Here is an 11,484-nt window from a genome sequence, read left to right as displayed (position 1 = left end):
CTATAATGTTTCAGCACCGCCCGGCTTTGATACCCAAAGGATTAGGCTGCGATAAAAACCCTTTTCCGCTTTGGAAACAATTGAAATTTATGTAAATTTAGATACCTAGATTCCTTCCTACGCGGGAATGACGCGGAAAGGTTCAGATGCAGGGTAGGCATTCCCACCCGCCAAATCCCGCCCTTGCATCGGTCGGCAAGAATGCTCGCCCTACGGCCTGACGGTTCGATATGATGCCGTCTGAAAGCCCTTCAGACGGCATTGGCGCGACGGATTTACCGCCTCCTGCCGAAACCGCGCATAGCGGGGCGGCGGTAATTGGCAGGCGGGCGCGTTGTCGGACGGTAACGCTGCGCCTGCGCCGCCTGTTGTTCTGCACGGAGGCTGCGCGTGTTCAAATCCCTGCTGGTGCGCGCATTGGGGCGTGCGGACTGATGGTAGGCGGCACGCGCGCGCCGGGCGACAGGACTGTCTTGGTTGCCCGCCCGTGTGAATTTGTTTGCCAGCGCGTTGCCGATAAACGCGCCCGCCGCCGTGCCGACCAGGCTTTGCAGCAGCCAGCTTCCTGTCGATTGGTCGTAAATATACTGCTGCCCGTCTTTGCCGGTAACGGGTTGACCGTTGTTGCCGTTTGCCTGTGCTTCGGCAGGAATGGTGTCTTTGACTGCTTCGGGAGTCAGTTGGTAAACCGTATCGTCTGCCTGCTGTGCGAGCTGCTGTTGCAGGGCTTCAATCTGTTTCTGCTGCCGTTCGAGCCGCGCCTGCGTGTCGTCTTGGCAGGCGGCGAGTGCGAATGTTGCGATAAGCGCGGAGGCGATGATTTTTTTCATGTGTGTCCTGTTCGGGTGGAAAATCGGTTTTATTGTATCGCCGTCGGGAATTTTGGCAAGCATTCTGCCGGCAAATCGTGATGTTTACAGTGGCAGGGTGTGCAGTTTGCGGACAAACTCGAGGCTGTTGGCGACTGGGTTACCTTTGTTTTCGACTTCGTGTTCGGTTTCTACGGTCAGCAGGCGGCTGTTTTTGCATTTGTTCAAACTCAATTCGGCTTCGGCGGGGACGAAAAACAGGCGGTGTTTTTCGGCAAAACGGCGGGCACGCTTGTTTGCGGTTTTCAAAATCTGAAGCAGCGATACGTCCAGATGGAAGCGTCGCACACCCAATACGAGAATCCGTGCAGCAAAAAAATCGGCGGCATCGGTAAACTCGGCGGGGCTGCTGCGGCTGAAATCGTGCCGTTCGGCGGCTATCAGGGCGGCAACGGTGCGGATTTGCGGAATCATCGATTCGCTGATGAGTGTGTCGTCCCGCCCTGCATTGAGAAGCATTGGGGAAAAATCCTGTGCATCATCGACAATAATGCTGCAAGTGTGCAGGGTTTCGTTTTGTACGGCGGTTTGGGGCATTGCATTCATGGTCATTTTCCTGATTCTGTCGTGTGTTGCCGAATCGGGCGACCTGTGTGAAGGTAACAAAAAAGCCGCCCCGTTTTCGAGCGGCCTGTTTTGCGTATGGGATGGATTTCAAGCAAGCGCAAAAAAGTACCGCACGTCTGTGTGGTACCAATAGCAGTAAGCGGTTGTAAACGTTTTGCCTTGCATAATGAAATGCCGTCTGAAGATAAAAATATGGGGAGAGTCTAAATCAAAACGCTGCCGTGCCTCAAGCATCTTATCGAAATTTTTTTGATTTTTTAGCTATCCGATTGAAAATATTTAGTTTTATTTTTAACACTACCTGATATTGTCGGCAATTTCCCTTTATCCGCCCTGAAAAACGGTGCATAATCCCGAGCAAAACCACAATCAGGAGCAATTATGCAAAACTATCTGACCCCCAATTTCGCCTTTGCACCGATGATTCCCGAACGCGCCTCAGGCAGCCGCGTTTGGGATACGGAAGGGCGTGAATATATTGATTTTTCAGGCGGTATCGCCGTTAATGCGCTGGGACACTGCCACCCTGCCCTTGTCGATGCTTTAAACGCGCAGATGCACAAGCTGTGGCACATTTCCAATATCTATACGACACGGCCGGCGCAGGAATTGGCGCAAAAATTGGTTGCAAACAGCTTTGCCGACAAGGTTTTTTTCTGCAACTCGGGCGCGGAGGCGAATGAGGCGGCGTTGAAGCTGGCGAGGAAATATGCGCGCGACCGTTTCGGCGAAGGCAAAAGCGAAATCGTCGCCTGTATCAACAGTTTCCACGGGCGCACGCTGTTTACCGTGTCCGTCGGCGGCCAGCCGAAATACAGCAAGGATTATGCACCACTGCCGCAAGGCATTACGCACGTTCCGTTCAACGATATTACCGCGCTGGAAGCTGCCGTCGGCGAACAGACCTGCGCGGTCATCATCGAGCCGATACAGGGCGAAAGCGGCATCCTGCCCGCCACTGCGGAATATTTGCAAACCGCGCGCCGTCTGTGCGACCGGCACAATGCGTTGTTGATTTTGGACGAAGTTCAAACCGGGATGGGGCATACGGGCAGGCTGTTTGCCTATGAACATTACGGCGTTGTTCCCGATATTTTGAGTTCGGCAAAGGCATTGGGCTGCGGCTTTCCGATCGGCGCGATGCTGGCGACAGAAAAGATTGCCGCCGCCTTCCAACCGGGCACGCACGGCTCGACTTTCGGCGGCAACCCGATGGCGTGTGCGGTCGGCAGCCGCGCATTCGACATCATCAATGCGCCCGAAACTTTAAACCATGTCCGTGAACAGGGGCAGAAACTTCAGACGGCATTGCGGTCTTTGGGAGAACAAACGGGCGTGTTTAAGCAAGTTCGCGGCATGGGTCTGCTGCTCGGCTGCGTGTTGGACGCGCCTTATCGCGGACGCGCATCCGAAATAACCGCCGCCGCCTTGAAACACGGCGTGATGATTTTGGTTGCAGGTGCGGACGTATTGCGTTTCGCGCCTTCGCTGCTGTTGAACGATGAAGATATGGCGGAAGGTTTGGCGCGTCTGGAAAACACGCTGGTAGAATTTGCCGCCGCAAACTGCCCCTAGGCAGAAAGCAGATGCCGTCTGAAGGCGGGAAGGCTTCAGACGGCATCAGAAACAAAAAACCGCTTCGGAAACGTGGTTCAACGTTCCGAAGCGGTTTTGTTTGCCATCAGGACTCGAACACCAATTCCGGTTCCCTGCCCTCTTCAATGACTGCCTTACCGACCACCACTTTTTTCAAACCTTTCAAATCAGGCAGGCGGTACATGGTATCCAACAGGCAGCGTTCAACGATGGACCGCAGGCCGCGTGCGCCGGTTTTACGTTCCATTGCCTGACGGGCAATGCTGCGCAAAGCGTTTTCTTCAAATTCCAACTCGACGTTTTCCATGCCGAACAAGGCCTGATACTGCTTGACCAAGGCGTTTTTCGGCTCGGTTAAAATATTAATCAGCGCGTCTTCGTCCAACTCTTCCAAAGTTGCAATCACGGGCAAACGTCCGATCAATTCAGGAATCAGACCGAATTTGATCAAATCTTCCGGTTCGACGATGCCGAACAGCTTGGTAATGTCGGCATCCTCGTCCTTGCTGTGAACGGACGCACCGAAACCGATGCCGCCTTTCTCGGTGCGCTGACGGATTACTTTTTCCAAGCCTGCAAACGCGCCGCCGCAGATAAACAGGATGTTGGTGGTATCGACGTTGATAAATTCCTGATTCGGATGCTTGCGGCCGCCTTGGGGCGGAACACTTGCCACCGTACCTTCAATCAGTTTCAGCAAGGCTTGTTGCACGCCTTCGCCGGATACGTCGCGGGTAATCGACGGGTTGTCGCTTTTGCGTGAAATTTTATCGATTTCGTCGATATAGACGATGCCGCGCTGGGCTTTTTCGACATCGAAATCGCATTTGCCCAAGAGCTTGGTGATAATCTGTTCGACATCTTCGCCGACATAACCTGCTTCGGTCAGCGTGGTTGCATCCGCCATCACGAACGGCACATCCAGTTTACGCGCCAAAGATTGCGCCAACAGCGTTTTACCCGATCCGGTCGGGCCGATAAGCAGGATATTGGATTTCGACAATTCGACATTACCGCCGGCTTTAGGATGGCGCAGGCGTTTGTAATGGTTGTACACCGACACCGCCAAGGCTTTCTTGGCTGGTTCCTGACCGATAACGTGGTCGTTAAGGTTGGCGACGATTTCGGCGGGCGTGGGCAGTTTGCCGGATTCTTCCGGCTCCCCTCCGGCACTTTCCGAAGGCGTGCCGTCATTTCCGTCTTCATGCAATATTTCAATACAGTTTGAGACGCATTCGTCACAGATAAAGGCGTTTTCGCCCTCAATCAAATGTTTGACGTGTGATTTGGATTTTCCGCAAAAGGAACAGGTACGGTTTTCGTTGGACATAGCTTTCTTTACAATGTATGCGTTGCAGAAACGGCACGCGCCGTTCGGGTTGCCAAGTATAATAACTATATCCGTGCTTATCAATATAAAAGAATAGCATACATCTCAAGAATCAATTCTCTCGACTGAGATGTATATACCAACCATTTTTTATAGGACGATATAACTCTATATTTGCAGAATATCTTTGAGCAACTTGATCCAAATCTTCCTCCGTAATTCTTTCTACGATATACATTTCAGTGCTGGGATCTAAGGCAACCTCTTTATCGTAGTTCTTTATATGATCCTCAAGATTTGGAGTATAGACATACTCCTTGTACCCTCCGCTGATAGAAACACCCCATGTATGAAAGAGCAAGCATACTTCTGATATCCCATCATACTGTATACTAATAATATCCAGTCTCTTGATTAAAGAGTCCAATTCCTTTTTATCTTTAGATGAGATAACATGGGCCGTACTATCTGTTTCGTCATAAGGGGGATAATGAAATCCATCGTACTTAACAGAAATTTTTCTCAATCTCTCAAATTCAGACTCGTAGAGCTTGAAATGCTCTAACATTTGATGATCTGACGACACATTATTTCTTGTACACCCAAAAAGCAAAAAAATGAATGTAATTAAAAAGAATATTGATGATTTAGGCATTTCTTGATATTTACAGGTTTGTTATCTTGATAAGATTTATAGATTTCATCTAAGATAACTTGAGCCGTTAAAAAAGAAGGAGTTCCTCCATATCTATTATATAGTCTGAAACCTATTTTGATAGCTTCATTATATCTATAAAGGAAATTTTAAAGTACACCCATAATGGAAAAAATGTTTTATCAAATTAGCGACCCCACACAAAATGTTCCCGAAGGAGATGACAGTTGGATAGATCAATTGAAACAAGAGAATATAATGTGCGATTGTGGAAATATCATTAAACATACAGCAATTGATGTCTTTCTAAATGAAAAAATAAAAAAAAGTTTTGCTCCAATTACCTACGCAAGAGGTACATTTATTGGAATGTTACATAAAGATATTGTTTCATTACTGGGCATTCAAAATATTGAGAATGTATATTTTGTAGGAAAGGTTTATGATGTAAACAAAACTGTATCCAAAGAATACATTTCAGTTGTTCCAAAATTTAGAATTTATATAAGGGGAGGGAAAGAATCAACTTGTAGTATATGTGAAAAGTGCGGAGTCGTTTTATATTTTCCTTTGCCATTAAATAGTTGGTATATTGTGGATAAATCTATCCCAAATCTCACTTTCTTTCCAAGCGCTTTAACAGGTATTATTGTGAATGACGAAATTTTAAAACAAATAAAAAATCAGGAATTAAAAGAATTGGATATGAAAAATTGCCAGTATTAAAAGAAGCAATTGATGGTCACAATAGTTGTTTTGGGGCTTTGCCACCGGAATAATGACCTTTTCGGCAAAATCAAGAGTACTCGCAATGTCTTAGTTCCCTCAATATCACTCGCATCATCAAAAGCTGCTAAAAAATCTGCATCCCAAAGTTCTCTAATCCGATTTTGAATGTATTGAGAAACCCATGCCCCCAAATTTCGAGTATTATCTTTCAACTGTGCTACTCCTGCACCGGCTGTTAACTCCCATTCTGTAAACCCAACCGCTTTTCCGATAAAACCATAGTGTATATTTAGACCACAAATCATAGAAAAACAAGAAATGTTTATTCTTATCACAAGACCAATGTTTATACCCTTGAAGTCTTTGTATTGCCTTCTTGTGATTCCAAGGACATCCTGCCGCGTATTACCTTAAAATCCCGCCGATTCGGCTATAATACGCCCCTTCGCAACCGCCCCGGCGGCAGAAATGCCGTCTGAAACCAAATCTGAAATCTGAGGATATTCATGAAAAAAACCCAACGCGGCTACGCCCGCCAAGACCGTGTCAAAGAACAAATTATGCGCGAGCTTGCCGAACTCGTCCGTACCGGACTGAAAGACCCCCGCGCCGGCTTCATCACCATTAACGAAGTCGAAGTCACCCGAGATTACAGTCATGCAACCGTGTTCTATACGGTTTTAAACCAAGACGCGCGCGAAATTACGGAAGAAGTGCTGGAACACGCGCGCGGACACCTCCGCAGCGAATTGGCCAAACGCATCAAGCTGTTCAAAATCCCCGAGCTGCATTTCAAATACGACGAATCCTTGGAACGCGGTATGAACCTGTCCGCCCTTATCGATCAAGTGGCGGCGGAAAAACCGGTTGAAGACTGATACTACTAAAATGAACAATCTGATTCCCGAACATTTAGCCGCCTATGCACATAGTGATAGCCTGCAAATTGAAGGCGTGCATCGTTGCTTTTCATTATCCTGCCAAGGTAGAGATACTTTCCACATCCGTTACTATGGAGAGCCTTTTGACGGATTGATTACCGATACTGATAAGGCGCCGGTAAAAATTGTGGCGGTAGAAGCTGTAAGCGGCGATGAAATCGTATTGTTTGATGGTGCGGAACATGGCTATAACGCTATGTTTTGCAACAAATATAGCCCAAATCAAAAGCAAAACAGAACGTTAACTGATTTGGATGAGTATGCTTACCGAGTTCTGATTCATCTTTATTACAATATAGACTACGAAGATGAATATGAAGATTTCGTCAATTCTGAAGGACAAGTTCCCTTAATTGATGGTCGCGTCATTAGTTTTGACTCATTAAAACGAAATGGCTTTGATGCAATCAGCGTTGATCTAATTGATGAAAAACAATCTGTTCGTGAATTATTGAATGAAGAATTAAGCTAACACGCAGGCCGTCTGAACCCTTTCAGACGGTCTGAACATTAATATTCCCTAATTGATATGACCAATAAACCCGCCAAACGCCCGGTCAACGGCGTTCTTCTTCTCGACAAACCCGAAGGCCTTTCCAGCAACACCGCCCTGCAAAAAGTGCGGCGTTTGTTCCGTGCCGAAAAAGCCGGACATACCGGCGTGCTCGACCCTTTGGCAACCGGACTTTTGCCCGTCTGCTTCGGCGAAGCCGCCAAATTCGCCCAATACCTGCTGGATGCCGACAAAGCCTACACCGCCACGCTGAAACTCGGCGAAGCCAGCAGCACGGGTGATGCCGAAGGCGAAATCGTTGCCACCGCTCGCGCCAATATTTCCTTAGCCGAATTTCAGACGGCATGCCAAGCACTGACAGGCAACATCCGCCAAGTGCCGCCGATGTTTTCCGCCCTCAAGCACGAAGGCAAACCGCTGTACGAATACGCCCGCAAAAGCATCGTCATCGAACGCAAAGCGCGCGACATTACCGTTTACGCCATCGATATTGCCGAATTTGACGCGCCCAAAGCCGTGATAAACGTGCGTTGCAGCAAAGGCACCTATATCCGCACCCTCAGCGAAGACATCGCCAAACACATCGGTACGTTCGCCCACCTGACCGCCCTGCGCCGCACCGAAACCGCCGGCTTTACCATCGCCCAAAGCCACACGCTTGAGGCCTTGGCAAATTTGAACGAAAAAGAACGCGACAGCTTGCTGCTGCCCTGCGACGTATTGGTTGCACACTTCCCCCAAACCGTTTTAAACGATTATGCCGTCCATATGCTCCGCTGCGGACAACGTCCGCGTTTCGAGGAAGACCTGCCTTCCGATACGCCGGTACGCGTTTACACGGGAAACGGCCGCTTTGTCGGCCTGGCGGAATATCAAAAGGAAATATGCCGTCTGAAAGCCTTGCGCCTGATGAATACTGCGGTATCCGCCGCCTGAGCGGGAATGAAAAATATGATGCCGTCCGAACCATGTGTTCAGACGGCATCGTATTTTTCAGTATTTAAACCGTTTCCCTACCCCAATCTTTACCCCTTAAAATCGAAGCATCGACATCTTGAATATCGCGGTGTCCCGTAAACGCCATAGATATATCCATTTCCTTATATAGGATTTCCAGCGCACGGGTTACGCCTTCTTCACCATACGCACCCAAACCATACAGGAACGCGCGGCCTATCATTGTGCCTTTCGCACCCAAAGCCCAAGCTTTCAAAATATCCTGACCGCTGCGAATGCCACTGTCCATCCAAACCTCGATGTCGCTGCCCACCGCGCTGACTACATCAGGCAAAGCTTTAATGGCGGACACGGTATCGTCAAGTTGACGACCGCCATGATTGGAAACAACCAATGCATCCGCGCCGCTTTTCGCTGCCTTTTCTGCGTCTTCAGGTTCCATAATGCCTTTGATAATCAACTTGCCGCCCCACAAATCTTTAATGCGCGCCACATCGTCCCAGCTCAGGCGCGGGTCGAATTGTTCGGAAGTCCACGAAGACAGCGAAGACAAATCGCCGACGTTTTTCGCATGGCCGACAATATTGCGGAAGGTGCGGCGTTCCGTGTTCAGCATTTTCATGCACCATTCCGGCTTAGTCGCCAAATTGATTAAATTGGCGATGGTCGGTTTCGGCGGCGCAGACAGGCCGTTTTTGATGTCTTTGTGCCGTTGACCCAAAACCTGCAAATCGGCGGTCAAAACCAAGGCCGAACATTTGGCATCTTTCGCGCGCTTAATCAGGTTTTCCATAAACTCGCGGTCGCGCATCACATAAAGCTGAAACCAAAACGGCGCGCTGGTGTTCTCGGCAACGTCTTCAATCGAACAGATGGACATTGTGGACAGCGTAAACGGAATGCCGAACTTCTCCGCCGCCCGCGCCGCCAAAATTTCGCCATCGGCGTGCGCCATACCCGTGAAACCTGTTGGCGCAATCGCCACCGGCATTTTCACATCCTGCCCGATCATTTTGGTTTCGAGACTGCGTCCCTCCATATTGACCAATACTTTTTGACGGAAGCGGATGTCTTTGAAATCCGAAGTATTTTCCCGATAAGTCGTTTCCGTCCACGAACCCGAATCGATGTAATCGTAAAACATACGCGGCATCTTGCGTTTGGCAACGCGGCGCAAGTCTTCGATGCAGGTCATTTTGCTCAAATCACGTTTCATCTTGTTTTTCCCTGTTTGACAGCCTGATGGAATATGCCGTCTGAAACCGCTTGAGCCTTCAGACGGCATTCCAGGCAATACCCAAATAAATCACTAAGATTTAGATAATCTATATCAATATCAAAAATAAATCAAATCGTTTTGAAACCGCTTGCCGGCAAAACGCCCCAACCGCGCTCCTCAAAAAACATAACCAACTGATTCAAAAAACCAAACAAATAAAGCAAAATCAGACTATACCGCCATTTAAACAAACAATCGGCAACAGCTCCCCCATACTTGACTGAAACACTCAGATATTGGACAATTCCGCCCACTATAAAAAAGCCGACACGGGCAACCACTACCATGAGACTGACCACCAAAGGGCGTTTCGCCGTTACCGCTATGCTGGATTTGGCGATGAACGCGCAAACCGGCGCCGTCAAACTCAGTGCCATCAGCGAACGCCAAAACATATCCCTCTCCTATCTCGAGCAATTGTTCGGCAAACTCCGCCGCGCCGGACTGGTTGAAAGCCTGCGCGGGCCCGGCGGCGGCTACATCCTCGCCGCACCGGCAGCACGCATCAACATCGCCCAAATCATTTCCGCCGCCGAAGACCGGCTGGACGCGACCCAATGCGGCAGCAAAGCCAACTGCCACCACGGCGCGCCCTGCCTAACGCACGACCTTTGGGAGAATTTAAACAAAACCATCAACGACTACCTCGGCAGCGTTACCCTGCAAAGCATCATCGAACAGAAAAACAGCGGCGACGGCAGCCGCGTCGTCCAATTTACACACATCCATTAAATAACACTCGAAAAAGAAAGAGCAAACCATGACCGTCAAAACCCCCGTTTACCTCGACTACGCCGCCACCACCCCCGTTGACAAACGCGTTGCCGAAAAAATGATTCCCTATCTGACCGAAACCTTCGGCAACCCCGCCTCCAACAGCCACGCATTCGGCTGGGAGGCAGAAGAGGCCGTCGAAAAAGCCCGCGCCGACATCGCCGCCCTGATTAACGCCGACCCCAAAGAAATTATCTTCACCAGCGGCGCGACCGAGTCCGACAACCTCGCCATCAAAGGCGCGGCAAACTTCTACAAAACCAAAGGCAAACACCTCATCACCGTCAAAACCGAACACAAAGCCGTGCTCGACACGATGCGCGAACTCGAACGCCAAGGCTTTGAAGTTACCTACCTCGGCGTGCAGGAAAACGGTTTGATTGATTTGGAAGAACTCAAAGCCGCCATCCGCGACGACACCATCCTGATTTCCGTAATGTGGGTAAACAACGAAATCGGCGTGGTGCAAGACATTCCCGCCATCGGCGAAATCTGCCGCGAACGCAAAATCGTCTTCCACGTCGATGCCGCCCAAGCCTGCGGCAAAGTGCCTGTCGATGTCGAAGCCGCCAAAATCGACCTGCTCTCGATGTCCGCGCACAAAGTGTACGGCCCCAAAGGCATCGGCGCGCTGTATGTCCGCCGCAAACCTCGCGTCCGCCTCGAAGCCCAAATGCACGGCGGCGGCCACGAACGCGGCTTTCGCAGCGGCACATTGCCGACCCACCAAATCGTCGGCATGGGCGAAGCCTTCCGCATCGCCAAAGAAGAACTCGAACAAGATATGGCGCACTACCGCAAACTGCGCGACATCTTCCTCAAAGGCATCGAAGGCATCGAAGAAGTCTATGTCAACGGCGACCTCGAACACCGCGCCCCGAACAACCTGAACGTCAGCTTCAACTTCGTCGAAGGCGAAAGCCTGATTATGGCAGTGAAAGAACTCGCCGTATCCAGCGGCTCCGCCTGCACCTCCGCCTCGCTCGAACCAAGCTACGTCCTGCGCGCATTGGGCAGAAATGACGAATTGGCGCACTCGTCCCTGCGTATCACCTTCGGCCGCATGACCACCGAAGAAGAAGTGCAATTCGCCGCCGAACTGATCAAATCCAAAATCGGCAAACTGCGCGAACTGTCGCCGCTGTGGGAAATGTTCAAAGACGGGATTGATTTGAACTCGATTGAATGGGCGGCGCATTAAAGTTGTCCACTAAGTAAATGCCGTAATAGAGTTTGGACGTTCAAATTTTGGGTAAACTAAGAAATTATTTTC

14 protein-coding genes are annotated in these 11,484 nt (G+C 49.7%); 7 read left to right on the top strand and 7 right to left on the bottom strand.

All coding sequences use genetic code 11. From position 1 onward, the window contains the following. Window positions 1–275: 275 nt before the first annotated feature. Complete coding sequence (locus tag Q3O12_RS02000; protein ID WP_301669083.1) at window positions 276–830, bottom strand: hypothetical protein; 555 nt, start codon at window positions 828–830, stop codon at window positions 276–278. 84 nt (window positions 831–914) lie between these two features. Then, complete coding sequence (locus tag Q3O12_RS01995) at window positions 915–1,415, bottom strand: hypothetical protein (protein WP_301669081.1); 501 nt, start codon at window positions 1,413–1,415, stop codon at window positions 915–917. Window positions 1,416–1,817: 402 nt separating this feature from the next. Here Q3O12_RS01995 and Q3O12_RS01990 point away from each other — a divergent pair, with 402 nt between their 5' ends. Then, entirely contained in the window at window positions 1,818–3,011 is a 1,194-nt protein-coding gene (locus Q3O12_RS01990; protein ID WP_301669080.1) for an aspartate aminotransferase family protein, read from the top strand. 106 nt (window positions 3,012–3,117) lie between these two features. On the opposite strand, the gene clpX is transcribed toward Q3O12_RS01990, so the two are convergent. Further along, on the bottom strand, window positions 3,118–4,362 hold the full coding sequence (gene clpX, locus Q3O12_RS01985) for an ATP-dependent Clp protease ATP-binding subunit ClpX (RefSeq protein WP_301669079.1): 1,245 nt from the start codon (window positions 4,360–4,362) through the stop codon (window positions 3,118–3,120). A gap of 112 nt (window positions 4,363–4,474) precedes the next feature. Beyond that, a complete protein-coding gene (locus tag Q3O12_RS01980) occupies window positions 4,475–4,930 on the bottom strand; it encodes a DUF4948 family protein (protein ID WP_301669078.1) in 456 nt (151 codons plus the stop codon). A gap of 252 nt (window positions 4,931–5,182) precedes the next feature. Between Q3O12_RS01980 and Q3O12_RS01975 the strand changes: the two genes are divergently transcribed. Next, the gene (locus Q3O12_RS01975; protein ID WP_301669077.1) at window positions 5,183–5,743 is read left to right on the top strand and encodes a hypothetical protein; all 561 of its coding nucleotides are present in this window, start codon (window positions 5,183–5,185) and stop codon (window positions 5,741–5,743) included. On the opposite strand, the gene Q3O12_RS01970 is transcribed toward Q3O12_RS01975, so the two are convergent. Then, complete coding sequence (locus Q3O12_RS01970; RefSeq protein WP_301669076.1) at window positions 5,740–6,081, bottom strand: polymorphic toxin type 44 domain-containing protein; 342 nt, start codon at window positions 6,079–6,081, stop codon at window positions 5,740–5,742. The two genes, Q3O12_RS01975 and Q3O12_RS01970, sit on opposite strands and share 4 nt — an antisense overlap. Window positions 6,082–6,252: 171 nt before the next feature. Between Q3O12_RS01970 and rbfA the strand changes: the two genes are divergently transcribed. From rbfA to truB, 3 genes are read left to right on the top strand one after another with little or no spacing between them, the layout of a single operon-like run. Next, on the top strand, window positions 6,253–6,624 hold the full coding sequence (gene rbfA / locus Q3O12_RS01965) for a 30S ribosome-binding factor RbfA (RefSeq protein WP_301669075.1): 372 nt from the start codon (window positions 6,253–6,255) through the stop codon (window positions 6,622–6,624). 10 nt (window positions 6,625–6,634) lie between these two features. Further along, window positions 6,635–7,159: a hypothetical protein gene (locus Q3O12_RS01960; protein WP_301669074.1), complete on the top strand. Its 525-nt coding sequence runs from the start codon at window positions 6,635–6,637 to the stop codon at window positions 7,157–7,159. 57 nt (window positions 7,160–7,216) lie between these two features. Next, complete coding sequence (truB, locus tag Q3O12_RS01955; protein ID WP_301669072.1) at window positions 7,217–8,137, top strand: tRNA pseudouridine(55) synthase TruB; 921 nt, start codon at window positions 7,217–7,219, stop codon at window positions 8,135–8,137. Window positions 8,138–8,201: 64 nt separating this feature from the next. On the opposite strand, the gene Q3O12_RS01950 is transcribed toward truB, so the two are convergent. Together Q3O12_RS01950 and Q3O12_RS01945 are read right to left on the bottom strand one after the other, a co-directional pair. After that, complete coding sequence (locus Q3O12_RS01950) at window positions 8,202–9,374, bottom strand: alpha-hydroxy acid oxidase (RefSeq protein WP_301669116.1); 1,173 nt, start codon at window positions 9,372–9,374, stop codon at window positions 8,202–8,204. A gap of 131 nt (window positions 9,375–9,505) precedes the next feature. Further along, window positions 9,506–9,724, bottom strand: a complete 219-nt coding sequence (locus Q3O12_RS01945; protein WP_301669071.1) for a hypothetical protein — start codon at window positions 9,722–9,724, stop codon at window positions 9,506–9,508. Here Q3O12_RS01945 and iscR point away from each other — a divergent pair. After that, window positions 9,723–10,169: a Fe-S cluster assembly transcriptional regulator IscR gene (iscR, locus tag Q3O12_RS01940; RefSeq protein WP_301669069.1), complete on the top strand. Its 447-nt coding sequence runs from the start codon at window positions 9,723–9,725 to the stop codon at window positions 10,167–10,169. The two genes, Q3O12_RS01945 and iscR, sit on opposite strands and share 2 nt — an antisense overlap. A 28-nt stretch (window positions 10,170–10,197) precedes the next feature. Beyond that, the gene (locus Q3O12_RS01935; RefSeq protein WP_301669068.1) at window positions 10,198–11,412 is read left to right on the top strand and encodes an IscS subfamily cysteine desulfurase; all 1,215 of its coding nucleotides are present in this window, start codon (window positions 10,198–10,200) and stop codon (window positions 11,410–11,412) included. Window positions 11,413–11,484: the final 72 nt, after the last annotated feature.

It is taken from the genome of Neisseria benedictiae, from assembly GCF_958267435.1.
GTDB classification, from domain to species: Bacteria; Pseudomonadota; Gammaproteobacteria; order Burkholderiales; family Neisseriaceae; genus Neisseria; species Neisseria bergeri.
This window is presented reverse-complemented; position numbering and strand designations above follow the sequence as displayed.

Excerpts from the sequence above, each read along its gene's own strand:
- truB (WP_301669072.1), top strand. The coding sequence starts at position 7,217 with ATGACCAATAAACCCGCCAAACGCCCGGTCAACGGCGTTCTTCTTCTC.
- iscR (WP_301669069.1), top strand. The coding sequence starts at position 9,723 with ATGAGACTGACCACCAAAGGGCGTTTCGCCGTTACCGCTATGCTGGAT.
- Q3O12_RS01950 (WP_301669116.1), bottom strand. The coding sequence starts at position 9,374 with ATGAAACGTGATTTGAGCAAAATGACCTGCATCGAAGACTTGCGCCGC.
- Q3O12_RS01995 (WP_301669081.1), bottom strand. The coding sequence starts at position 1,415 with ATGAATGCAATGCCCCAAACCGCCGTACAAAACGAAACCCTGCACACT.
- Q3O12_RS02000 (WP_301669083.1), bottom strand. The coding sequence starts at position 830 with ATGAAAAAAATCATCGCCTCCGCGCTTATCGCAACATTCGCACTCGCC.
- Q3O12_RS01945 (WP_301669071.1), bottom strand. The coding sequence starts at position 9,724 with ATGGTAGTGGTTGCCCGTGTCGGCTTTTTTATAGTGGGCGGAATTGTC.
- Q3O12_RS01990 (WP_301669080.1), top strand. The coding sequence starts at position 1,818 with ATGCAAAACTATCTGACCCCCAATTTCGCCTTTGCACCGATGATTCCC.
- clpX (WP_301669079.1), bottom strand. The coding sequence starts at position 4,362 with ATGTCCAACGAAAACCGTACCTGTTCCTTTTGCGGAAAATCCAAATCA.
- Q3O12_RS01935 (WP_301669068.1), top strand. The coding sequence starts at position 10,198 with ATGACCGTCAAAACCCCCGTTTACCTCGACTACGCCGCCACCACCCCC.
- Q3O12_RS01975 (WP_301669077.1), top strand. The coding sequence starts at position 5,183 with ATGGAAAAAATGTTTTATCAAATTAGCGACCCCACACAAAATGTTCCC.
- Q3O12_RS01980 (WP_301669078.1), bottom strand. The coding sequence starts at position 4,930 with ATGTTAGAGCATTTCAAGCTCTACGAGTCTGAATTTGAGAGATTGAGA.
- Q3O12_RS01960 (WP_301669074.1), top strand. The coding sequence starts at position 6,635 with ATGAACAATCTGATTCCCGAACATTTAGCCGCCTATGCACATAGTGAT.
- rbfA (WP_301669075.1), top strand. The coding sequence starts at position 6,253 with ATGAAAAAAACCCAACGCGGCTACGCCCGCCAAGACCGTGTCAAAGAA.